The sequence below is a fragment of the Nocardia sp. NPDC056952 genome, from assembly GCF_042674185.1.
Lineage (GTDB): Bacteria > Actinomycetota > Actinomycetes > Mycobacteriales > Mycobacteriaceae > Nocardia.
Window position 1 is genome coordinate 88,343 of the sequence record NZ_JBHURA010000015.1, and the last position, 23,321, is coordinate 111,663.

Sequence of the window (23,321 nt, forward strand, 5' to 3'; positions counted from 1 at the left end):
GGAGCGGAGTCGGCGGTAATCGATGTGGTCCCTGCCCCGCGCTATTACCAGCGTGTTTCGAAAGGGGGGCCGGTCGGGAAACTCAGGTTTCGTCGGCCCGCGCGGTGTCGGGGGAGTGTGGTCCACTTGGTGGATGGGCATCAAGGTGTCACTCGAGCACCGCACGGCATACTCCTTCGATCGTCTCGTCGAGGTGCATCCGCATGAAGTGCGGTTGCGCCCCGCGCCGCACTCGCGCACGCCCATCGAGGCGTATTCGCTCGAGGTGTCGCCGGCCGAGCACTTCGTCAACTGGCAGCAGGACGCATTCGGCAATTTCGTTGCACGCCTGGTGTTTCCGAATCCGACCAAGGAGTTGTCGATCACCGTGGGGTTGATCGCCGACCTCGAGGTGGTCAACCCGTTCGACTTCTTCATCGAGGATTACGCGGAGTTCTTCCCGTTCGAGTACGACACCGCACTCGCCGAGGATCTCGCGCCCTATCTGCGGCGCGTCGACGAGGCGGAACCGGGCAGCGGCCCTGGCGAGTTGTTGCGGGAATGGGCGCGGGTACACCGGCCGCAGGGCCGGACCCGTGCCATCGACTACCTCGTGGAGCTCAACTACGCGCTGCGCAATTCGGTCGACTACACCGTGCGCATGGAGGCGGGTGTGCAGACACCCGATCACACCTTGCGCACCGCGCTCGGGTCCTGCCGCGACTCGGCCTGGCTGCTGGTCGGCGTGCTGCGTGAGCTGGGGCTGGCCGCCCGCTTCGTCTCCGGCTACCTGGTCCAGCTCACCTCCGACGTGCCCTCGCTGGACGGCCCGTCGGGCCCGGCCGCCGACTTCACCGACCTGCACGCCTGGACCGAGGTCTATCTGCCCGGCGCGGGCTGGGTCGGGATGGATCCCACCTCCGGACTGTTCGCGGGCGAGGGCCACATCCCACTCGCCGCCACCCCGCATCCCGGCGCCGCCGCCCCGATCACGGGGGCGACCGGGATCACGGAGGCCACCCTCGATTTCAGCAACGTGGTTCGCCGTATCCACGAGGATCCGCGAGTCACGCTGCCCTATACCGATTCCCAGTGGGACCGCATCGTCGCCTCCGGTGCCGCGATCGACGCGCGGATGGCCGCGGCCGATGTGGGCCTCACCATGGGCGGCGAGCCCACCTTCGTCTCCATCGACGACCAGGTGAGCGCCCAGTGGACCACCGACGCCGACGGCAGGCACAAACGTGAGCGCGCCGTCGACCTGGCCGACAGGCTCCGCGCGATCTACGCGCCCACCGGCATCGTGCAGTATCGCCAGGGCAAGTGGTATCCCGGAGAACCGTTGCCCCGCTGGGAGATCGCGATCGCGTGGCGGGCCGATGGCGAGCCGGTCTGGCAGCGTCAGGACCTGCTCACCGACCCGTGGACACCGATTTCGCAGCACACGCCGGTGAAGCCGGTCGCCGAGACCGCCGGGCACTCGAACGGCTACGCCCCCGCCGGCGCCGAGGTCGCGACCGCTGTTGTCGCGCTGGGCCTGGCGGACGAGTCCGGCGTGAACGTGGTCGATGACGTGCCGGGGCCGGTCGACGCGGTGTCGGTGCTCGATGCGCAGCTACCCCCTGTGGGCCCGGTCGACATGGTCGCGGTCTTCGACGCGCGCCGTCGGGTGGGCGGTGACGAACTCGCTGCCGCTGTCGTCGCGCTGGGGCTCGCCGACGATGACGATGTCCTGCGCGATAGCGAGCCGGTCGGTATCGATGTGTTCGACGAGGCCGATCTTGTGGAAACGGCGGAACCTGCTGTCGAGGCCGCGGACCTGGAGGTGGTGGAGTTCGACGACGGACCGGCGCTGATCGACGAGCCCGTCGAGTTCGTCGCCGCCGAACACCGCCGGGCCGCGGAGAGTCAGCAGGCCAGCGCTGAAGCCGGCGGTTCCGTTCGCCCCGCGAAGAAGGCCGAGGAGGCGAAGAAGGCCGAGGAGGCGGAGAAGGCCGAGGAGGCGGAGAAGGCCGAGGAGCCGACGAAGGAAGCCGAGGAGTCGGCCAAGGCTGCCGAGAAGGCCGAGGCCCCACTGCGAAAAGTGCTGCGGAAGAGCAAACTTCGCGGGAAGAAGGACAAGGCGAGTGCGCCGCCGTCGGCCTACCCGCCCATCCAGCTCGCCCGTTCGCAGCCGATCAACTCGGCCGCCGGGGTGATCCCCGACCGGGCGCCCGCTGCCGATATCGGCGCGGCCAAGGCGCTGATCGCCGAGATCGCGGGCACCCTGGGGTTGCCCGATGGACAGGTGCGGCCCGCGTTCGAGGATCCGCTGGCGCGGTTGGCGGCGACCGTGAGCGCGCCGTACGGCGATCCGCCGCCCGCCGACATCGATCCGGCCGAGGACTCGCCCGAGGTGCGGCGGGTATTGCTCGAGAGCCTGGAGGAGTCGGTCGATCAGCCGTCGGCGTATGTGCTGCCGATTCATCGACGGGCCGACGGCGCGGGCTGGGCCAGTGCCGACTGGCAGCTGCGTCGCGGGCGTGCCGAGGGCGGCCGCGGCCGGATCGTGTTGGCCGATGGTGATTCGCCTGCCGGACTTCGCCTTCCGATCGGGTCGGTGTCCTGGCACGCGCCGCCGATCCTGCCCGACAGCGACCCGCTCTACCAGAAACCGCTGCGCGCGGAACGGGCCGAGCCGCCCGCCGCGGTGGAGCCCGCCGATTTCACGCCGACGACCGCGCTGGTCGCCGAGGTCAGGCAGGGGCGGCTGCACGTGTTCCTGCCGCCGGTCACCGAGCTCGACGACTTCCTCGATCTGATCGCCAAGGTCGAGGCGGCCGCGGTGGCGATCGGGCAGCCGGTGGTGCTGGAGGGCTACGCCCCGCCGAGTGACGCACGGCTACAGACGTTCTCGGTGACGCCCGACCCGGGCGTGATCGAGGTGAACATCATGCCCACCAGCTCGTTCGCCGAGCAGGCCGAGGTGCTGAACACCCTCTACGAGCAGGCCAGGCTCGCCCGGCTGAGCACCGAGTCGTTCGACGTGGACGGCACGCACGGCGGCACCGGCGGCGGCAACCACATCACCCTCGGCGGGGTCACCCCGGCGCGTTCGCCGATGCTGCGCCGCCCCGACCTGCTGGTCTCCATGCTCACCTACTGGCAGCGTCATCCCGCGCTGTCGTACCTGTTCGCGGGTCGTTTCGTCGGCCCGACCTCGCAGGCGCCCCGCGCGGACGAGGGTCGCGAAGGTGCGCTCTACGAACTCGAGATCGCCTTCGCCGAGGTCGCCAGGCTCACCGCCGAGCAAGCCCACGGGCCGACGCCGTACGAAATCCAGTCGGCCCCGTGGCATATCGATCGCGCGCTGCGTCATCTGCTCACCGACCTCACCGGCAACACCCACCGCGCCGAGTTCTGCATCGACAAGCTGTACAGCCCCGACTCCGCGCGCGGCCGGCTCGGGCTGCTCGAACTGCGCGGCTTCGAGATGCCGCCGCATTTCCAGATGGCGATGGTGCAATCGCTGCTGGTGCGCGGCCTGGTCGCGATGTTCTGGGACAAGCCGCTGCGCGCGCCGCTGATCCGGCACGGGTCGAACCTGCACGGCCGCTATCTGCTGCCGCACTTCCTGATGAACGACATCGCCGAAGTGGCCGCCGACCTGCGCGCGGCGGGCGTCGACTTCGACACCGCCTGGCTCGACCCCTTCACCGAATTCCGCTTCCCCCGTATCGGCACCGCCATGATCGGCGAGGCGGAGCTGGAACTGCGCGGGGCGATCGAACCCTGGCTCACCCTCGGCGAACAGACCACCGGCCAGGGCACCGCGCGCTACGTGGACTCCTCGGTGGAACGGTTGCAGGTGCGACTGGTCGGCGCCGACCGTGGCCGTTATGTCCTGACCTGCAACGGCATGCCGGTTCCGCTGTTGGCCACCGACAAATCCGATGTGCAGGTGGCGGGCGTGCGCTACCGCGCCTGGCAGCCGCCGAACTCCCTGCACCCCTCGATCACCGTCGACGCCCCCCTGGTGTTCGACCTGATAGACGTCGCGACGGGCATTTCCCGCGGCGGCTGCACCTACCACGTCGTGCACCCCGGCGGCCGCGCCTATGACGACGCACCCGTCAACGCCGTCGCCGCCCAGTCGCGCCGCAACCGCCGTTTCGAGGCCGCCGGTCATACGGTGAACCCGATGGATCCCGCCGAACTCCGTGCGAAGATCGCGGCACAGTCGACCGATGTCGGCGCACCAGGCATCCTGGACCTACGCCGCGCGCGAACAGTGTGGGGCCAGTAGTCGAAAGGATCGCCGCGCCACCGAACGCTCGGTCGTCCCGCAGACCGATCTGGTCGATCAACCGATGGAAGGCACCGGCTTTGGGTTTTGCGGCCGTCCCGATTCCGGACTGACCGGAGGAGGGAAGAATCGGGACAATCGGGGCCGCAAAACCCCGCGGCGCCAGCCGCAAATAAACACAGGAGGCTCGGTGGCTCAGCGCGATGAAGCGCAACGGGGCGGGAATCGGCCGGGATCGGGCGTTCGCGCTCAGGTCGCCGAGCAGTTCGCGCGGTATCGGGCTGACAGTTCGGCGGGGGCGCGGTTCGACGAGTGCGGCAGGCCGACCAGGGGCTATTACGACGAATTGGTCGACGGGCGTGGGCGGGTGCGGTCGATGTGGTCGGAGCTGTCGGCCGACTTCATCGACCAGGGGATCGGCGGGATCGACCGGATCGATCACCGGGTGCGCAGGCAGATCGAGGACGACGGTGTCACCTACACCGAGGTCGGCCTGGGCGGCGATGACGACACCGCGATACCGCAACCGTGGCGTCTTGACCCGATTCCGCTGCTGGTGTCCGCCGAGGACTGGACCCGCCTGGAAACCGGCCTGGTGCAGCGCTCGCTGGTACTCGACGAGGTGCTCACCGACGTCTACGGCCCGCGCAGGCTGCTGAGTTCAGGCCTGTTGCCGCCGGAGGTGGTGTTCGGCAATACCGGGTATGTGCGGGCCGCGCACGGCATCACGATCCCCGGCACCCACCAATTGTTCCTGCACGCCTGCGACATCAGCCGGTGGAGTGACGGGCAGTTCCGGGTGCTCGCCGACTGGGCGCAGGCACCCTCGGGCGCCGGGTACGCGCTGGCCGACCGTCGTGTGGTGGCTTCGGCCATTCCCGAGGCTTTCGAGCACGCGGGACCGCGTCCGCTCAGCCCGTTCGCGCGGGCCATGCGGTTGATGCTCGAGGAGGCGGCGCCCGAACTGGCCGATGGGGAAGAGCCGGTCGTCGTCGTACTCAGCCCGGGTTCGCATTCCGAAACCGCCTTCGACCAGGCTTATCTCGCGCAGATGCTCGGGTTCCCGCTGGTGGAGAGTTCCGATCTGGTGGTGCGCGACGGTGCGCTGTGGATGCGCTCGCTCGGCAGCTTGGAACGGGTCGACGTGGTGTTGCGGCGTGTCGACGCCGAATTCTCCGACCCGCTGGATCTGCGCCCCGATTCGCGGCTCGGTGTGGTCGGGTTGGTCGAGGTGCTGCGCCGCGGTGCGGTGACGGTGGTGAACACCCTCGGTAGCGGGCTGCTGGAATCGCCCGCGCTGAGCCCGTTCCTGCCGCGCATCGCCCGCTCGGTACTCGGCGAGGATCTGCTGCTCGATGCCACCCCCACCTACTGGGGCGGCGACGAGACCGAGCGCGCGCACCTGGTGTCGCATGTCGGTGACCTGGTGATCCGCTCCGCTGTCGACGGCTCGACGATCTTCGGACCGAGCCTGTCGGCGGCCGAGCGCGCCGATCTCGCCGCCCGGATCGAGGTCGAGCGATGGAAGTGGGTCGGGCAGGAGCCCGCCGAGTTCTCGGTCGCGCCCGCGGTCGACGGCCCGGCGGGGCTGGCGCCGGCGCCGGTGGGCATGCGGTTGTTCTCGCTGGCCAGACGGGGCAGCTATACGGCGATGTCGGGTGGTCTCGGTCAGCAGCGCATGCGGCTCGAACCGACCCGCAGCGTGATCAAGGTGGCCGCGAAGGACGTGTGGGTCCGCGCGGCTCCGGCCACGGTTCCCGCGGCGAGTTCCGAAGCGCCGCACGAGGAACGGTTGCGCCGGGCGGTACCGGTCGTCGAGGCGATCAGCTCGCCGCGCGTGCTCAACGACCTGTTCTGGATGGGCCGCTACAGCGAACGCGCCGAGTCGGTGGTCCGCTTGCTCGCCGCCACCCATGACGTCTATCAGGACTATCGCTACCGGCCGTGGCTCGATGGCGCCGAAGCCTTGCCGATCCTCATGCGTGCCCTGTCGATCACCACGGGCACCGTCGCTCCACAGTCGGTGCTGCCCAACGGAATCGGTCAGCTGGTGGCCGTGCGATCCGGCGACGGACCCGCGCCCGAAGATCCGAATCCTGATGCTGGGCACCGTGATTCGGTAGGCACCGAGGCGGCCGACCCGGCGGCGACGCGGTCATCGCGGTCCTCGTCCAGCGAAGAGGCAGGAACGGGCGTGGTGCAGCACGATGCGCCCGCTGAACCGAAGTCGGCGGGGCAGAGCCAGTCCGCTGGTCAGGATCAGCCCACAGCGGATGAGCCTGAACCCGAGGCCGAGGCCGAGGCGCCGTGGGAGCGGGCGGGGACCAGTGCCCTGGCCCGCGCGCTGCGCACCACCGGTGTCACGCCGGAGCGTGGTTCGGAGCCGGTGCCGGCCCCCGAGCCTGAGCCGGTGCTCGCGCGGTCGCGACAGGCGCAGGGTCAGTTCACCCATCGAGCCATGGATTCCAGCGGTCAGGACGGTGTGGCCGCGCGACGGGCGGTGGCCGGAGCGTCAGCCGAGGGGTTCGGGTACCTGGCTTCGTTGACCGGTGACCGTGAGCTGGCCGGTTCGTTGTCGTACGCGGTGGATCACTACGGGTCCGCCGCACGGGCGGTGCGCGATCAGCTGTCCGGTGACACCTGGATGATCATCGGTGCCGTCGACCGCGCACTGGCCGAATTCCGCAGTGCCAGTACCGAACAGGAGACGGCGTTGTCGTCGGTGCATTCGCTGACGCTGGCGGCGCTGCTGTCGCTGTCGGGGATCGGCGCGGAGTCACTGGTGCGCGACACCGGCTGGTACGTCATGGACATCGGCAAACGGATCGAGCGCGGGCTGGCCGTGACGTCGCTGATCAATGCGGCACTGGGGCGACGGAGTTCGGCCGAAGTGCAAGGGGTGGTCGCGGAGGCCGTGCTCACCGCCACCGAGTCGGCGGTGAGTTACCGTCGCCGCCATCGTGGTTCGGCGCACGTGGCCGCGCTCGCGGGACTGCTGCTGTTCGACCCGGGCAACCCGCGGTCGCTGATCTATCAGCTCGACCGTCTCGAGGCCGACTTCCAGGCGCTACCCGGTGGTTCCGGCGCCTCGCGTTCGCAGCGCCTGCTCGCCGACGCCCAGCGCATGCTGCGCCGCGTCGACCCGGCCGACCTGGAACACACCGACGACGACGGCGTGCGCACCGAACTGGTGGAACTGATGGAGGGGGTGCACTTGCGACTGCGCAAGCTGGCCGAATCGTTCGAGACCACCAAACTCACTGTCCCGCTGGGTATCCAGCCCCTCTGGGGTAATACCAGGATGGTCGGATGACCCGGCGATACATGGTGGTGCACCGCACCACCTACAGCTACTCCGACGAGGTGACCAGCTCCTACGGTCGCGCGTACCTCACCCCGCGCGAATATCCGGGTCAGCGCCTGCTCGAGCACGAGATCTACATCGACCCGGTGCCCTCGGACCGCTCGGTGGGCACCGATGTCTACGGCAACACCACGACGTATTTCCACGTGACCTCCGAGCATCGCAACCTCGAGGTCACCGGCGAGTCCCTCATCGATGTCGACGGCGAGGACCCGGCGGCGCTGCCGGGTGCCGACATGCCATGGGAGTCCGCGCGTCCTACCTCTGCCACCGGACCGCTGGCCGTCGAGTTCACCCTCGACCTGCTCCCGCCCGAGATCACCCCCGACGTCGTCGCGTACGCCGTGGAGAGTTTCCCGCCGGGCAGGCCGCTGCTCGAAGCCGTGACCGAGCTGAACACGCGCATCCACAACGACTTCCAGTACCGCTCGGGGTCCACGACGGTGAGCACCAGCGTGGCCGACGTGTTCGCCGCCCGCGAAGGCGTCTGCCAGGACTTCGCCCGAATCGGCGCGGCGTGCCTGCGCGCACAGGGCCTGGCCGCACGCTACGTCTCCGGCTACCTCGCCACCGACCCGCCGCCGGGCAAGGAACGCATGGTCGGCGTCGACGCCACCCACGCGTGGGCCGCGGTCTGGCTGCCCGGCGTCGACGACACCGATCGCACCGGTCGCTGGATCGCTTTCGACCCCACCAACGACCAGTTCGCCGACGAGCGGTACGTGACGGTGGCGTGGGGTCGCGATTACCAGGACGTTCCGCCGTTGCGTGGCATCATCTACACCGACGCGAAGCAGTCCACAATCAAGGTATCGGTCGATGTAGCCCCGGTGGAGGTGTAGTCCGTGCGTGATTTCGTCTGTCCGAATTGTGGCCAGCAGCTGGCTTTCGAGAACTCTGTCTGCCTATCGTGCCGCAGCGCACTGGGTTTCAGCCTGGGTGAACGGGCACTGGTGGTGATCGGTGACCCGCCGAGCGACGAGGCGATCGACCACGTGGCCGGCGTCGTCGACAGCGATCGCTTCCGCCTGTGCGACAACCTGCATGTGGCGCAGTGCAATTGGCTGGTCGACGGTGACGCGTCCGGTCCCGGCCTGTGCGTGTCGTGCAAGCTCACCAGGACCAGGCCCAACGACACCGACACCGACGGCCTCGCCGCGTTCGCCGAAGCCGAGACGGCCAAACGGCGATTGATCTTCGAGCTGGTCGAGCTCGGTCTGCCGATCGTCGGCCGCGACGAGGATCCCGAACACGGGCTGGCCTTCGATCTGCTGTCCAGCCGGACCGACGGCGTGCTCACCGGCCATATGGACGGAGTGGTCACCCTCGACCTGGCCGAGGCCGACGACCCGCACCGCGAGCAGTTGCGCATCGAGATGGCCGAGCCGTACCGCACGTTGCTCGGCCACTTCCGGCACGAGACCGGGCACTACTACTTCTCCGTGCTCGTCGCCGACGACGCTGCCCTGCAACGCTTTCGCGACCTGTTCGGCGATCCCTTCGCCGACTACCAGGCGGCACTGGACCGCCACTATTCCCAGGGTGCGCCCAGCGGCTGGAAACGCGACTACGTCTCCTCCTACGCCACGATGCACGCCGCCGAGGACTGGGCCGAGACCTTCGCCCACTACCTGCACATCCGCGACACCCTCGACACGGCCGCCGCCTTCGGACTCGCCCCGGCGGGTGCGACGCTGGACCGCCCCCAGATCGGCCGCGCCGGGTTCGACAAGATCATCGAGCTCTGGCTGCCGCTGACCTGGTCGCTGAACATGGTCAACCGCTCGATGGGACGCGACGACCTGTACCCCTTCGTCCTGCCCGAACGGGTGCTGGAGAAGATGCGCTTCGTCCACGATCTGTGCACCGGCAGTCATGCCGCCGCGCCGGAGGCTGTCGTCTCGACGGGGTAATACCTTGTCGATTTCGCTGCGACGAGCGTCACAGCTAGCTACTCTTCGAGATTGAGACCGGTGCGTCTCAATCCGGTCGGTACCTCGACCCGGACTGCTCGACGAGAAGTGTGTGGCTATGAACTCTCCGCTGGTATCTGTCGGTCTGCCGTTGGCGCTGGCGGTGATCATGTTCGGCCTCGGGCTCTCGCTCACCGGCGCCGACTTCGCCCGCATCGCGAAAACGCCGCGCGTCGTCGCCATCGCGCTGGCCTGCCAATTGCTGGTACTGCCGGTGGTCGCGTTCGGGCTGGTGCTGCTGTTCGATCTGTCGCCGATCCTGGCGGTCGGCATGATGCTGCTCGCCTCCTCGCCCGGCGGGACCACCGCGAACCTGTTCAGCCACCTGTTCCGTGGCGACGTGGCGCTGAATGTGTCACTGACCGCGGTCAACTCGATCATCGCGGTCGTCACCGTGCCGCTGGTGACCAACTTCGCCATCGGTTACTTCGAGCCGAGCGGTGAGGACGGTTCCGTCGGTTTGCAGCTGAGCAAGGTGATCCAGGTGTTCGCCATCGTGCTGGTCCCGGTCGGCCTCGGCATGCTGGTGCGCCGCTGGTCGGCGGAGTTCGCGGACCGGATGGACAAGCCGGTCCGCATCGGGTCGGCGATCACATTGCTGCTGGTGATCGTCGGCACCATCGTCAGCGAGCGCGAGACCCTGACCGACTCGCTCGCCGACGTCGGCGCCATCACCGTCGTGTTCTGCCTGATCAGCCTGTCGGTCGGCTACTACCTGCCGCGCCTGCTCGGCGTCGCCGACCGTCAGGCCATCGCCTGCTCGTTCGAGGTCGGCATCCACAACAGCACCATCGCCATCACCATCGCGATCAGCGTGCTCGACAGCACCGAGCTGGCCGTTCCCGCGGCGGTCTACGGCGTGCTGATGTTCCCGCTCGCCGCGCTCGTCGGCTGGCTCATCACCCGTAGGCAGGTGAGCGTCACCGCCTAGATCAGGCGTGGGCCGCGTAGATGTGGCGGGCGAGCTCGTCTCGGAGCGCGCTGAACTCGGGCAGCGCGCGGATCGTGGCGAAATCCGCGCCTGCTTCGAACGTGGGCCGGACATCGTGTACGACGCGGCCTGGTTCGGTCCCCATCACCAGAATTCGGGTGCCGAGGAGAACGGCTTCCTCGATGCCGTGGGTGACGAAGAAGACGGTCTTGCGGCGGTCGCGCCACAGGGTGAGCAGTTCGCGCTGGAGCCGCTCCCTGGTCAACGCGTCGAGGGCGCCGAAGGGTTCGTCCATGAGAACGATGCCGGGATCGTTGACCAGGACGCGGGCGATCTGTGCCCGCTGCTGCTGACCACCGGAGAGTTCGTACGGTTTACGGTCGCCGAGCTGGTCGAGCCCGACCAGCTCGAGCAGTCGCTGGGCCTGCGCGCGCCGCGTCTGCTTCGGCACTCCACGGACCTTCGGACCGAACTCGACATTGCCGCGGACGGAGAGCCAGGGATAGAGGTTCGCCTGCTGGAAGACCACGCCACGGTCGGGATCCGGTCCGTCGACCACGCGATCGCCGACCCGCACTTGCCCCGACGTCGGCGGGAGGAATCCGGCGAGGATGTTCAGCAGGGTCGACTTTCCGCAGCCGGAAGGGCCGATGACACAGACGAATTCGCCGGGTTCGATGGTGAGATCGGTCGGCGCGAGCACCTGGATGTCACCGTCGGGGCCGGGGTAGCTCTTGCTCACCCCGGTCAACGTCACCCGTTCGGCATCGCCGGTCACCGGCCCCGCGGTCACGAGCCCGCGCCCGCCGCAGCGGTGGCGGAGATGCCGTCGCGGTACTGCTGCTCGGTGCCGACGGCGGCGATACCGCCCTGGCTCAACAGGAATCGCGCGGTGCCGGTGAGATCCGCGCTGAAGCCGCCGCCCAGGTATTTCGCCCCGGCCTGCTCGGCGGCGGGCAGGTACTGGTAGCCCGCCAGCTGCGGAACGACCTTGTCGGGAGCGATGCCCAGCTGCGCGCCGATCGACACCGCCGCCTCCGCCTGCTGGCTCTTCAGCTGACCGACGGCATAGTCCTGCACCTTGGCCCAGGTCTTCGCGAACGCGGCGTTGCCGGCGAGGAACTTCTTGTCGGCGATGGCGAGGTCGTAGGTCGGGGCACCGGCCGCCGCGGTCTCGGCGCTGCTGGTGACCACTGTGCCGCCCGCCGCGGTGAGTTTGGACAGCGTCGGGTCCCAGACCCAGGCCGCGTCGATCTGATTGCCCTGCCACGCACCGGGAATCGCGTCCGGCGCGAGGTTGATCAGCTCCACCTTGCCGGTGAGCCCGGCCTTGTCGAGTGCGGCGAGCAAGCTGTAATGGGAGGTGGAGCCGAAGGGTGTCGCCACCTTCCTGCCGGCCAGTCCGGCCAACGTGGTGATCGACTTGTCCCGCACGACAAGCGACTCCGAGGTGCCGATCACGTCGTGGATCCAGACCACCTGCACGGGCAGGTTCAGCGGTGCCGACAGTGCCTTGGTAGCGGGGCTGGAGCCGAGCGTGCCGATGTCGAGGCCGCCCGCGCCGAAGGCCTGCACCACATCGGCGCCGGAGGAGAACTGGCTCCAGGTGATCTTCGCGTTCGGCAGGCACGCCTGCAGCAGGTTGCGGTCCTTCACCAGCAGGTCGCCGTTGGGGATGGCCTGGAAACCGAGGCGGACCGTGCTGGTGACACTGGGGTCGGCGGCGAACGGGCAGCTCGCGGCCGCGCCGGTGTCCTCGCGCCCCGACTCCACGCAGCCCGCGGTGACCGCGAGGACGGCGGAGAGCGCGGCCGAGGTCGCGGCGACCTTGCGCAGTGTGGATGTCATGACTTGCCTTTCCATGGAACAGCTTTGGTGCCGATGAACACGATCACCGCGTCGAGCAGCATCGCCGCCACGCCGATCACGATGATGCAGGCGATGGTGAGCGGCGTATTCAGTTGCGTGCCCGCGATATACGCGAGACCGCCGATGCCGGGAATGCCGTTGTTGAGTTCGGCCGCGACGACCGTGGTCCAGGCGAAGGCCGTCGCGATGCGGATGCCGCTGATCACGTTGGGCAGCGTCGCGGGGAGCACGACAAGCGAAACAACCTGTGCGCGACCGGCACCCAGCGCGCGCGCCGCGTTCAGGTAGTCCTGTTTGACGCCGAGCACGCCGTCCAGGGTCGCGATGACGATCGGCGGGAACGCGGCGAGGAACAGCAGCCAGATCTTGGCGGTGTCGCCGATGCCGAACCACACGATCAGCAGACCGATGTAGCCCAGCGGCGGCAGGGCGCGCAAAAAGTTCAGGATCGGTTCGGTGACCCACCGCACCGGCGCGACCATCCCCATCACGAACCCGACCAGCGGCCCGACGACGATCGCCGCGCCCACTCCGATCGCGATCCGCTGGAGACTGGCCAGCAGGTGTTCCCACAGGTAGTAGTTCTGCTCGCCGACCACGAATCGATCCACGCCGTCGGCGATCCGATGCGTGGAATTGGCCCGCACGAAGGCATCCCACACCGCCCTCGGCGACGGCAGATACAGCGGATCGACCAATCCGGCCGCCGTCACCACCGTCCAGCCGGCCAGGACGACGCCGAGCGCCACCACCGCGGCCAGCGCCGAACCACCCCGCCGAGGCGCCTTCGCAGTGCTGGGTTTCGCACCGGCCGCTTCGTCGGCGTCCACTGTCGACACCACTGCGGTCACCTCGGCACTCCTCACCTCCAGTGCCGGGCGGATTCGCCCAGCACTGCGAAGGGAGACGCTATCGGCGCAGGTAGCGGTTACGGGAGGTTAAAAGTCGCGATGAGCGGAAGTCGGCGCGACGGCGTCGATCCGCTGTCGGGTCAGGCGCGCAGGCGTTCCTTGCGCAGGCGATCGACCTCGGGAAGGTCGAGGGGAGACAGGTCGGTGGCGGGGATACCGAGGGCCTTGGCGATGAGGAGATCGGCCAGCTCGGGGTTGCGGGCCAGCGCGGGGCCGTGCAGGTAGGTGCCGAAGACCGAGCCCTGGACCACGCCCTCGGTGCCGTCGCCCACGCCGTTGCCGACACCTCGGGTCACGCGGGCGAGCGGGGTGGCGTCGGAGCCCAGAGTCGTGCCACCCCGGTGGTTCTCGAAGCCGGTGAGGGGTGCTTTCAGGCCGGGGACCAGCGGCGTCGTGGTGACCTCGCCGATGGCGCGCACCTTCTGGGGCGAGGTAGTGACGTCGAAAAGGCTCACGCCGTCTACCTTTTCGCCCGCCGAGGTCTCGTACCAGTTGCCGAGCACCTGGATGGCGGCGCAGATGGCGAGTACGGGTGCGCCCTTGGCGGCGGCCTGCTGGAGGCCGGGGTACTTCTGCAGGTGGCGGGTGGCCAGGCGTTGCGCGGAGTCCTCGGCGCCGCCGAGGGTGTAGATGTCGAAGGAATCCGGGACGGGATCAGCGAGGGTGATGTCGATGATCTCGGCGTCGTAGCCCCGCATCCGCAGGCGCTGGCGCAGGACCAGGGCATTGCCGCCGTCGCCGTAGGTGCCCATCACGTCGGGCAGGACGAGGCCGATACGAAGCGTTGACTCGCTCATTTGCGGGCCTCCAGGTCACGGTTGAGATCGCGGAACGCGGTGTAGTTGGCCAGCACCTCGACATGTCCGGGGGGACAGGAGGCGATGGCGCGCACCGGATCCGGGATGAGCGTGTGTTCGACGCCCGCGTAGGTGAGGCGCACGGCGAGATCGGTGGCGCGCTCGCCCGAGGCGACCACCTGCACGCCCTCGAAGTGCTCGAACCGCACGTCCCACAGCCAGGACAGGTCCTCGCCGTCGGGCACCTGACCGTTCACCGCGATCACCAGACCGGCCGAGGCCGGGTCGATCATCGACAGCGCTTCCTGCCAGCCCGCGGGGTTCTTGGCCAGCAGCAACCGGGCGTCGTGGTCGCCGACGGTGACGGTGCGGTAGCGGCCAGCGATCTCGCGCACTGTGCCGGTGGCATCGGTGGCCTTCGCGGGCTCGGCGCCCATCGCGACCGCCGCGGCCACCGCCTGCGCGGCATTGCCGCGATTCGCGCGACCCGGCAGCGCCAGATGCAGCGGAGCGCGGAAACCGTCAGGGCCGCACAGGTCTTCGCCCTCGAGCCACCACACCGGCTGCGGGCGATGGAAATCGGCGCCGGTCGAGCGCCAGTTCTCGCCCTCCCAGACAATCGGCTCGCCGCTGCGCGGACAGCTCGTCGCGTCGACGGCCCAGCCGCTGCCCGCCGATACCCACACCACATTCGGGTGGTCGTAGGCGATGGAAGCCACCAGCACGTCGTCACAGTTGGCGATGACGACCGTGTCGGGATGACGCAGCAGCCCGGCACGCAGCTTGCGTTCGATCATGTTGATCTCGCCGACCCGATCGAGCTGGTCGCGGCTCAGATTGAGCAGCACCACGGCGGCCGGATCGAGCGCGTCGCTCACGTGCGGCAGGTGCAGCTCGTCGACCTCGATCGCGGCCAGCGCCACACCCGGGTGCAGGCTGAGCGCCGCCACGATGCCCGCGTCCATATTGGCGCCGTCGGCCTGGGTGGCGACGTCGCCGAGCGTGCCGAGCGCGGCGGTCGTCATCCGGGTGGTGGTCGACTTACCGTTCGTGCCGGTGATCAGCACCGTTCGCCGACCGCGCCCGAGCTGCGTCATGATCGACGGATCGATCTTCAACGCGATCAGGCCGCCGATCATCGAACCCTTGCCGCGACCCGCCTTCTGCGAAGCCCACGACGCTGCCGCCGCTGCTCGCAAGGCCAAGCGCCCACGCACCGAGATGTCTGCCACGCCGCGAGTCTATGTGCGCGCGGTCCGGGCGCGCGTGCGGGAGCGGTGTGAGCTTGTCCGGGTCAGGTCGGCTCGTCGAAAAGGTTGGGCATCCCCTTGGCGTAGCGGTCGGCATCGATGATGCGCAGCGGCTCGAGTTCGGGGGTGCGGCGCAGCCGGAAACCACGGCAGCGCGGCGCCGACGAGCCCGCCACATCGAGCAGCGCGTTCACCGCGGCACGGGCCGACTCGTTGGCGCCCTCCATGGTCGCCAGGTCCACATCGGTGCGCACGTAGTCACCGGCGAGGAAGAGATTCTCGATCGACCCGTGCGCCTCGGGGCGGGCATCCCACGAGCCGGCGGTATTGATGAGCAACGGGTCGGCATTCGCGTTGTGACTGCCCTGCCAGGTGATTCCCGGATCGAGAAACCAGGAATGCACGTCGGCGGGCCGGAGTAATTGTTCACGATCGTTGAGATGGCTGCTCAACTGTGCCCAGACTTCGCGGAAGATCTCCTCGTGGGTGCACGCGGTGGCGGGTTTGCCGTACAGCATTCCCGGCGAATTCCAGTCGGAGATATCGATCGAAAGGCAATCGGCCACCGTGCCGTCGCCGAAGGACGGCAATTTATCGGTCCACAGCTGATTCTGGCTGATCGAGGTGAGTGACCACGGCGAATCGACATAGGCCGTGTGTCCGCGCGAAATATGCAGGGGCGCACGGAAATAGATCTGTATTCCGTTCATCCAATCGACGAAGAGCCGCTCCGTCGCGGCGAGTTCGGGCGCCACGGCGAGCACCTGCGACGACCACAGTTTTCTCGCGTGTTCCACCGGCAGCGCCACCACGAAATAGTCGGCGTCGACGGTGCGCGCGCCCGTGGCGCCGGTGATCCGGGCCGCCTGGATTCGCCGGTCGCGCACCTCGAGTTCGCTGACCCGTGCGCCGAGTTCGAAACGCACGCCCAGCTCACGCAGGTGCCGCACCCACGGATCGATCCAGGCCGCGTTGGTCGTGTTGTTGAGCACGCGGTCGAGGCCGCCGTCGTTGCCGAGGCCGAGCGGGTTGCCGAGGAACTGTTCGCCCATGCTGCCGATGGTGCGAGTGCTGGCCAGGTTCTCCTTGGCGGCGACCATGATGGATGTCAGCGACCGGGACACGATCGCGCGGAACTCGTGCGAACGTTCGTGCCCGTGCACGAAGTCGTACCAGGAGGTGTGCTCCCACTGGCCGAAGCGGCGGGCATCGCAGCTGGTGTTGAACACCATCAGCCGATTGGCGAAGTACAGGCCTTCGGCCGCCGACATCTTGGCGGTCGTGGTGATGGTGGCGGCCAGGGTTTCGCGGATCGAATCCGGCGTCGCCTGCGCGGCGGTGATGCTGTCGGGCAGCGCGAGCGTGATGTCGTCGCCGTCGCGGCGGGAGAACCTGGCCTCCGGCACGGCGATGAGGTTGTTCCACACGCCGTCGGGATTGCCCGGATACGGGATCCGGCGCATCGTGTCGGGCAGGTTCTGATAGAAGCCGGGGAAGAAACGGAACCCGTGCTCGCCGGGCAGATCGGGTCTGCCGTCGCGGCCGGTACCCGGCACCCCCACGCTGCGCGCCTTGCCGCCCAGCGCGCGTGCCTCGTAGACGGTCACCTCGAATCCGCGCTCGGCCAATTCGTGCGCGGCCGTGAGCCCGGCGACACCGCCGCCCAGTACCGCGACCCGGCGCCCCGGTGGCGCGGCGAATCCCGGCGCTCCCGCTACGGCCCCCGCCGATATCACCCCCGCTGCGACCGTGCCACGAAGAAGGTTCCTTCGCGAAACGGGCCACCGCTGTTCCGCCATACGCTGTTCAGCTGCCTTGCTCGAGTATTGCCTGGGATTTGCTACCACTCTAGAGCGCGGCGAAGACCTGGCTGTATCGACCTGTGCGTCGTTCGCGAGCTCAAAACCGACCGGTCGCACGGAAACACATCGGGCGACCGGTCACATGCTAGCCAGAGCTCGAGCGGTCATGGGCTGAATTCGGATTCAGGCTCGGGCCAATTCGGGGCTGGGGGCGGGCGACGGTGCCTTCGGGAGGCCCCGGCCGGTGGTTGCCGCGAAGGCGCCCGCGATCACGATCGCCCCGCCGATCAGCGCGGCCACCGACGGCTGTTCGTCGAGGACCACCCAGGCCGCGGCGATGCCGACGACCGGGACCAGCAGCGACAACGGCGCCACGGTGCCTGCCGGATAGCGGCTCATCAGATAGGTCCACAGGCCCGAACCGCACACGGTCGCCAGCACGGCGATATAGGCGACGGCGCCCAGCGCGGGCAGGCCGTCGGCGGAGAACGCGGCGCCGACCGCGCGGAAACCGGTGCCAGGCCCCTCGACAGCCATCGACAGCGCCAGCATCGGCACGACGGGAACCACCGACATCCACAGCGTCAGGTGCAAGGGGTTGTAGCCGGGGGAGTCGGCACCGGCCTGGCGGGCGCCGATATTGCCGAACGCCCAGCCGAGGCCACCCGCCAACGTCAGCAGGACCGGCAGCAGGGTGGCGTTGGCCATGCGGTCGGCGCCGATGATGACCATGCCGAACACGGCGACCGCGAGTCCGGCGACCTGCACCGGCCGCAAGCGTTCGCGCAGCAGCACCGCGCCCAGCAGCACCGTGAACGGTGCCGAGGACTGCAGGACCAGCGAGGCGAGGCCGGTCGGCATGCCGGTGCGCATCGCCGTGAACAGGAACGCGAATTGCAGAATGCCGAAGCCGGTGCCGTAGAGCAGCAGCCAGCGGGTGCGCACGGCCGGACGCGGAATGAAGATCAGCACGGGGATCGCGATGACGGCGAAGCGCAGCGCGACGAAGAAAAAGGGCGGGAAGTGGTCGAGGCCGATGCGGATGGCCAGGAAGTTCAGGCCCCAGAGCACAACGACGGTCAGTCCGAGCAGGCGATCACGGGAGGTCACGCCCTTATCGTGCGGGCCGCTAAAGATCGGCACAATCGAATAAATATGGAGGGATAACGTAGTTTTACTTCATGTTCTCGATAGAGCGACTGCGCATTCTGCGCGAGCTGGCCGACCGCGGCACGGTCGCCGCCGTCGCCGAGGTGCTGTCGATGACCCCGTCGGCGGTCTCGCAGCAGTTGAAGGTGCTGGCCAGAGAGGCCGGGGTCGCGCTGCTCGAACCGGACGGACGCCGGGTGCGGCTCACCGACGCGGGCCAGGCGCTGGTGCTGCGGGCCGACGACGTGCTCGCCGCGATGGACCGGGCCACCGCCGAGATGGCCCACTACCGGGGCTCACCGCGGGGACAGGTGCGGGTGGCGTCGTTCCCGTCCGGCGCGGCACTGCTGCTGCCACCCGTGCTCGCCACGCTGGCCACCAGCGGGGTCGAACTGGTCGCGGGCGACGAGGACCTCCCGCCGAGTGAGGCGTCGAAACTGCTGGCCGACTACGACATCGTGCTCACCCATCGCGACGAACGCGCGCCGTCGCTGGCCGGGCCGAGATTGTCGGCGCGGGTGCTGATGCGCGAGCCGATCGATGTCGTTGTCGCACCGGATCATCCGCTGGCCGGGCGTTCGTCGGTGCGCCCGGAAGAACTCGCCGAGGAGACCTGGGTGAGCGTGCGCGGCGGGTTCCCGGTCGACGACGTGCTCGAGTCCATCGCCACCGTCACCGGGGTGCGGCCACGGATCGCGCAGCGGCTCAACGAGTTCCGGGTGATCGAAACGCTCGTGGCCTCCGGCTACGGTGTCGCGCTGATGCCGCGCTACGCCGTCGCCCACCCCGACCTGTCGGTGCTACCGCTGGCCGGGGTCCGCGCGGCCCGGGTCTACGAGATCATCACCCGCCCACAGGCGCACCGCGGCCCCGCCATCGCGACGGTGCTCGACGCGTTCGAGGCCGCGGCGCGCGAGGTGATCGCGCGCTGACGGTTCTATCTCAGAACTGACCCGGCTGGTACTGCTGACCCGGGTAGGGCTGGCCCGGCTGATACGGCTGCTGCTGCTGGTGTTGCTGCTGACCGTGGTAGCTGAAGTCGTCGGCGACCATCGCGGCCAGTTCGAGCAGGGCCCGCCTGGTCGGCTTGCTGACCAGCTCGAGGTCGATCTCGGCGCCCTCGGCCAGGTGATCGTCGAACGGGACGATCTGCACGGCACGGGTGCGGTCGAGGAACAGCTTGCGCAGCTGATCCAGGTCGACCGTGGAAGCGCCACGGCGCGAAGCGTTCACGACGACGACGGTGCGTTCGACCAGCTTGGAGTAGCCGTGGTGATCGAGCCAGTCCAGCGTCGCCGACGCGCTGCGCGCACCGTCGATCGCGGGGGAGGTGACCAGCACCAGCGAGCTCGCCATGTCCAGCACGCCCGACATCGCCGAGTGCATCAGGCCGGTGCCGCAGTCGGTGAGAATGATGTTGTAGAACGACTGCAGGATGCCGATGGCCTTGCGGTAGTCGGCCTCGCTGAAGGCCTCCGACACGGCCGGATCCTGTTCGGAGGCAAGCACTTCCAGTCGGCTCGGGGCCTGCGAGGTGTGTGCGCGGACATCCGAGTAGCGGGTGATCTGCTGGTCTTCGAGCAGATTGCGCACCGTCGAACGGGTCTGGCGCGGTACCCGGTGGGCGAGCGTGCCGAGGTCGGGGTTGGCATCGATGGCGATGACGCGGTCACCACGCTGGGACGCGAAGGTGGAGCCGAGACCGACCGTGGTGGTGGTCTTGCCGACACCGCCCTTGAGCGAGAGGATCGCGATCCGGTAGTCGCCGCGCACGGGCTGGTTGACCCGTTCGCCGAGATCGCGGTAGACGACGTCCGCCGCCGACTCACCCGGGTTGATCACACCGCCGGACACCTTGTGCACAGCCTTGCGCCACCCGCTGCGCGGCGACTTCCGCGCGCGCTTGAGCAGGTTCAGGTCGTTCACCGAATGGCCGGGCTGGCCCGGTGCCTGCATGTGCTGCGGCTGGAACGGCTGCTGTTGCTGGGGGGCCGGTCCGCCGCCCCACTGCTGACCCGGCGGGGGACCCGGCTGGCCGAGCTGACCGGGGAACTGCCCCTGCTGACCGGGGAACTGTCCCTGATCGGGATGCTGGCCGGGGAACTGCCCCAGCTGTTCCGGCTGCTGACCGGGCGGCATCCCACCCTGCATCGGCTGCTGGTACATCGGCGGCGGCGGAGGCGCCCAGCTGTAGATGGGCTCGGACTGCGGGCCCTGCTCCTGGGCGGGGAACTGTTGCTGCTGTTCGGGACCGGGGTACGGCTGACCCTCGGCGCCGGGGTACTGCGGCGGCACGCCGGGTTGCGGCTGCTCGCCCGTCGCGTGCGGACCGGGGTAAGGCTGTTCAGCGCCCGGCTGACCAGGAAGCCACGGCTGCTCGCCCGGCTGACCCGGCCACGGCTGCTGTTCGGGGCCGTTCATCGGCGGCTGTCCGCCATTGTTCTGGTACGGATCCGGCACGGAGTACGGAGCGCCCTGCGCGAACTGGCCCGGCGGCGCGAAACCGGCGGGCTGGTACACGGTCTGGTCGGCGAGGCCGGCCGGGCCGGCCTCGGCGACGGGCTGCTCACCGGTCGACGGCTCGACGGCGTCACCGGTCGGCTCGGCCGCGGTGTCGGCGGGCTCGATGTCGTCCTCGGTCGCGGTCTGCACACCGGAGGGACCGGACGCAGCTTCGGACGCGTCAGCCGACGGACTCTGCAGCCACGGCGGCGAGGTCGGATTATGGTCGTTGTTGGTCACAGTTCCCCCACTTGCTCGCTGAACGAGCAGGAAAGCTCGGCGCTGAATATGCCCTAAAACGCTAACACGGAGGCAATTTTCGCGCGTCGGGGGCAGTAGCTCCCATGTCCCAGAGCGAATTCGAATGCTCCCAGCTCAACCGGTATATCCGGGACGAGGCCGACCGGGCGAACCGAAGTTGTCCACAGGCCCGGGAATCTATCCACAGGCACAGAAGCGGCCGGGACCTCAGGTCCCGGCCGCCATAGAGCAAGCTACTGCGCCGCGCGGTTCACGGCCGAGACGACCGCTCGCAGCGAGGCGGTGGTGATCGAGGTGGCGATGCCGACGCCCCAGACGACCTTGTCGCCGATGGCTACCTCGACGTAGGCCGCGGCCTGGGCGTCGTCGCCCGCGGACATGGCGTGCTCGCTGTAGTCGAGGACGCGGACCTCGAAACCGACGGTCGCGATCGCGTCGACGAACGCCGCCAGCGGGCCGTTGCCGGAACCGCTGATCTCCTGCTCGACGCCGTCGACCTTCACAGTCACCACGATCGAGTCGACACCGCCGTCGGTCTCGGCCGCGGTGACCTTCTGCTTGATCCGCTCGAGCGGCAGGATCGGGTTCAGGTACTCGGTGGCGAAGACGTCCCACATCTCCTTGGGCGTCACCTCGCCGCCCTCACCGTCGGTGATCGCCTGGATCGCCTGCGAGAACTCGATCTGCAGCCGGCGCGGCAGCACCAGACCGTGATCGGTCTTCATGATGTAGGCGACCCCGCCCTTGCCCGACTGCGAGTTCACCCGGATGACGGCCTCGTAGGTACGGCCGACGTCCTTGGGGTCGATCGGCAGGTACGGGACCTCCCAGACGACGTCGGCCACATCGGCGCCCTGTGCGTCGGCGGCGGCCTTCATCGCGTCCAGACCCTTGTTGATCGCGTCCTGGTGGCTGCCGGAGAAGGCGGTGTAGACCAGATCGCCGCCGTAGGGGTGACGCTCGGCCACGGCCAGCTGGTTGCAGTACTCCACCGTGCGACGGACCTCGTCGATATCGGAGAAGTTGATCTGCGGGTCGATGCCGCGCGAGAACATGTTCATGCCCAGGGTGACAAGGCAGACGTTGCCGGTGCGCTCACCGTTGCCGAACAGGCAGCCCTCGATGCGGTCGGCGCCGGCCTGGTAGCCCAGCTCGGCGGCCGCGACGGCGGTGCCACGGTCGTTGTGCGGGTGCAGCGACAGCACGATCGAATCGCGGCGGGCCAGGTTGCGGTGCATCCACTCGATCGAGTCGGCGTACACGTTCGGCGTGGCCATCTCGACGGTCGCGGGCAGGTTGATGATCAGCGGCTTGGCCGGGGTCGGGGCGATGATGGCCGAGACCGCGTCGCAGACCTCGCGGGCGTAGTCGAGCTCGGTGCCGGTGTAGGACTCCGGGCTGTACTCGTAGCGCCACTCGGTGTCGGGGTAGCGCTTCTCGATCTCCAGGCACAGCGACGCGGCGTCGGTGGCGATCTTCTTCACCGCGTCGCGCTCGGCGCGGAAGACCACGCGGCGCTGCAGGATCGAGGTGGAGTTGTAGAAGTGCACGATCACGTTCGGTGCGCCCGCGCAGGCCTGGAAGGTGCGCTCGATCAGCTCGGGGCGGCACTGGGTCAGGACCTGGATGGTGACATCGGCGGGGACCGCGCCGTCTTCGATGATCTCGCGGACGAAATCGAAGTCGGTCTGGCTCGCGGCCGGGAAACCGACCTCGATCTCCTTGTAGCCCATCCGGACCAGCAGGTCGAACATGCGGCGCTTGCGGGCCGGGCTCATCGGGTCGATCAGGGCCTGGTTGCCGTCGCGCAGGTCGACGGCGCACCACGCGGGGGCGCGATCGATGATCTTGTCCGGCCAGGTGCGGTCGGGCACCGTGATCGGTTCGACCTCTTCGGCGAAGGGGCGATACCGGAACGAGGGCATCGAGGAGTTCTTCTGGGTGTTCCAGGCGGGCTGGTCGGCCGGTGCGGGTTTGCCGGGGGCCGAAATGGTGCGCGAAGCGGATACGAATGCGTCAGCCGAGGACATGCAAGTTTCTCCGTGGGTGTGATGGATTCCCGTGAATGGGAGCGGGTCGACCGGCGCGTTGGAACCCCGCGACGGGAGCCGGTCCGTATCAGGACCCGTCGCGGCGGCCGAGAAGAAGAGCCCGCTGCAGCATGATCCTCCGAGCTTACCGCGTGCCCACCCCTGCTTGTAAGCGGCCTGGAGAATCGACCTCACCGATTTCGCTCACCAGTTGACCA

General features: G+C 68.7%; 15 protein-coding genes. 6 read left to right on the forward strand and 9 right to left on the reverse strand.

All coding sequences use genetic code 11. From position 1 onward, the window contains the following. Positions 1-133: 133 nt before the first annotated feature. The 5 genes from ACFTS5_RS32340 (at position 134) to ACFTS5_RS32360 (ending at position 10,532) form a co-directional block, all read left to right on the forward strand. A complete protein-coding gene (locus ACFTS5_RS32340; RefSeq protein WP_378638625.1) occupies positions 134-4,264 on the forward strand; it encodes a transglutaminase family protein in 4,131 nt (1,376 codons plus the stop codon). 190 nt (positions 4,265-4,454) lie between these two features. Beyond that, entirely contained in the window at positions 4,455-7,577 is a 3,123-nt protein-coding gene (locus ACFTS5_RS32345; RefSeq protein ID WP_378638627.1) for a circularly permuted type 2 ATP-grasp protein, read from the forward strand. Further along, positions 7,574-8,470, forward strand: coding sequence for a transglutaminase N-terminal domain-containing protein (locus ACFTS5_RS32350; RefSeq protein ID WP_378638630.1), 897 nt, complete (start codon positions 7,574-7,576; stop codon positions 8,468-8,470). Before ACFTS5_RS32345 ends, ACFTS5_RS32350 begins: the two co-directional genes overlap by 4 nt. Before the next feature lie 3 nt (positions 8,471-8,473). Then, positions 8,474-9,541: a putative zinc-binding metallopeptidase gene (locus tag ACFTS5_RS32355; RefSeq protein WP_378638632.1), complete on the forward strand. Its 1,068-nt coding sequence runs from the start codon at positions 8,474-8,476 to the stop codon at positions 9,539-9,541. Positions 9,542-9,659: 118 nt separating this feature from the next. After that, positions 9,660-10,532 (forward strand): bile acid:sodium symporter family protein, encoded by an 873-nt coding sequence (locus tag ACFTS5_RS32360; RefSeq protein ID WP_378638635.1) that lies wholly within the window; start codon positions 9,660-9,662, stop codon positions 10,530-10,532. Between the two features lies 1 nt (position 10,533). On the opposite strand, the gene ACFTS5_RS32365 is transcribed toward ACFTS5_RS32360, so the two are convergent. The 7 genes from ACFTS5_RS32365 to ACFTS5_RS32395 form a co-directional block, all read right to left on the reverse strand. After that, positions 10,534-11,325: an ABC transporter ATP-binding protein gene (locus ACFTS5_RS32365; protein WP_378638637.1), complete on the reverse strand. Its 792-nt coding sequence runs from the start codon at positions 11,323-11,325 to the stop codon at positions 10,534-10,536. Beyond that, positions 11,322-12,380 carry an ABC transporter substrate-binding protein gene (locus tag ACFTS5_RS32370; RefSeq protein ID WP_378638640.1) on the reverse strand — a complete coding sequence of 353 codons (1,059 nt, stop codon included), beginning with the start codon at positions 12,378-12,380 and terminating at the stop codon, positions 11,322-11,324. The genes ACFTS5_RS32365 and ACFTS5_RS32370 overlap by 4 nt, the downstream gene beginning before the upstream one ends. Beyond that, on the reverse strand, positions 12,377-13,243 hold the full coding sequence (locus ACFTS5_RS32375; RefSeq protein ID WP_378638693.1) for an ABC transporter permease: 867 nt from the start codon (positions 13,241-13,243) through the stop codon (positions 12,377-12,379). Before ACFTS5_RS32375 ends, ACFTS5_RS32370 begins: the two co-directional genes overlap by 4 nt. 149 nt (positions 13,244-13,392) lie before the next feature. Continuing rightward, positions 13,393-14,109: a type 1 glutamine amidotransferase gene (locus tag ACFTS5_RS32380; RefSeq protein ID WP_378638643.1), complete on the reverse strand. Its 717-nt coding sequence runs from the start codon at positions 14,107-14,109 to the stop codon at positions 13,393-13,395. Next, on the reverse strand, positions 14,106-15,341 hold the full coding sequence (locus ACFTS5_RS32385) for a MurT ligase domain-containing protein (RefSeq protein ID WP_378638645.1): 1,236 nt from the start codon (positions 15,339-15,341) through the stop codon (positions 14,106-14,108). Before ACFTS5_RS32385 ends, ACFTS5_RS32380 begins: the two co-directional genes overlap by 4 nt. Positions 15,342-15,403: 62 nt before the next feature. After that, entirely contained in the window at positions 15,404-17,158 is a 1,755-nt protein-coding gene (locus ACFTS5_RS32390) for an FAD-dependent oxidoreductase (RefSeq protein WP_378638695.1), read from the reverse strand. A gap of 186 nt (positions 17,159-17,344) precedes the next feature. Beyond that, a complete protein-coding gene (locus tag ACFTS5_RS32395; RefSeq protein WP_378638648.1) occupies positions 17,345-18,271 on the reverse strand; it encodes an EamA family transporter in 927 nt (308 codons plus the stop codon). 71 nt (positions 18,272-18,342) lie between these two features. On the opposite strand from ACFTS5_RS32395, the gene ACFTS5_RS32400 reads away from it, so the two are divergent. Continuing rightward, complete coding sequence (locus ACFTS5_RS32400) at positions 18,343-19,242, forward strand: LysR family transcriptional regulator (protein ID WP_378638651.1); 900 nt, start codon at positions 18,343-18,345, stop codon at positions 19,240-19,242. Positions 19,243-19,252: 10 nt separating this feature from the next. Here the strand turns inward: ACFTS5_RS32400 and ACFTS5_RS32405 are convergent, their stop codons facing one another. Further along, positions 19,253-20,731, reverse strand: coding sequence for an AAA family ATPase (locus ACFTS5_RS32405; RefSeq protein ID WP_378638698.1), 1,479 nt, complete (start codon positions 20,729-20,731; stop codon positions 19,253-19,255). A gap of 575 nt (positions 20,732-21,306) precedes the next feature. Continuing rightward, positions 21,307-23,103 carry a 2-isopropylmalate synthase gene (gene leuA, locus ACFTS5_RS32410; RefSeq protein ID WP_378638653.1) on the reverse strand — a complete coding sequence of 599 codons (1,797 nt, stop codon included), beginning with the start codon at positions 23,101-23,103 and terminating at the stop codon, positions 21,307-21,309. Between the last annotated feature and the right edge of the window lie 218 nt (positions 23,104-23,321).

Excerpts from the sequence above, each read along its gene's own strand:
- ACFTS5_RS32340 (WP_378638625.1), top strand. The coding sequence starts at position 134 with ATGGGCATCAAGGTGTCACTCGAGCACCGCACGGCATACTCCTTCGAT.
- ACFTS5_RS32350 (WP_378638630.1), top strand. The coding sequence starts at position 7,574 with ATGACCCGGCGATACATGGTGGTGCACCGCACCACCTACAGCTACTCC.
- ACFTS5_RS32360 (WP_378638635.1), top strand. The coding sequence starts at position 9,660 with ATGAACTCTCCGCTGGTATCTGTCGGTCTGCCGTTGGCGCTGGCGGTG.
- ACFTS5_RS32370 (WP_378638640.1), bottom strand. The coding sequence starts at position 12,380 with ATGACATCCACACTGCGCAAGGTCGCCGCGACCTCGGCCGCGCTCTCC.
- ACFTS5_RS32380 (WP_378638643.1), bottom strand. The coding sequence starts at position 14,109 with ATGAGCGAGTCAACGCTTCGTATCGGCCTCGTCCTGCCCGACGTGATG.
- ACFTS5_RS32390 (WP_378638695.1), bottom strand. The coding sequence starts at position 17,158 with ATGGCGGAACAGCGGTGGCCCGTTTCGCGAAGGAACCTTCTTCGTGGC.
- ACFTS5_RS32400 (WP_378638651.1), top strand. The coding sequence starts at position 18,343 with ATGTTCTCGATAGAGCGACTGCGCATTCTGCGCGAGCTGGCCGACCGC.
- ACFTS5_RS32405 (WP_378638698.1), bottom strand. The coding sequence starts at position 20,731 with ATGAACGGCCCCGAACAGCAGCCGTGGCCGGGTCAGCCGGGCGAGCAG.
- leuA (WP_378638653.1), bottom strand. The coding sequence starts at position 23,103 with ATGTCCTCGGCTGACGCATTCGTATCCGCTTCGCGCACCATTTCGGCC.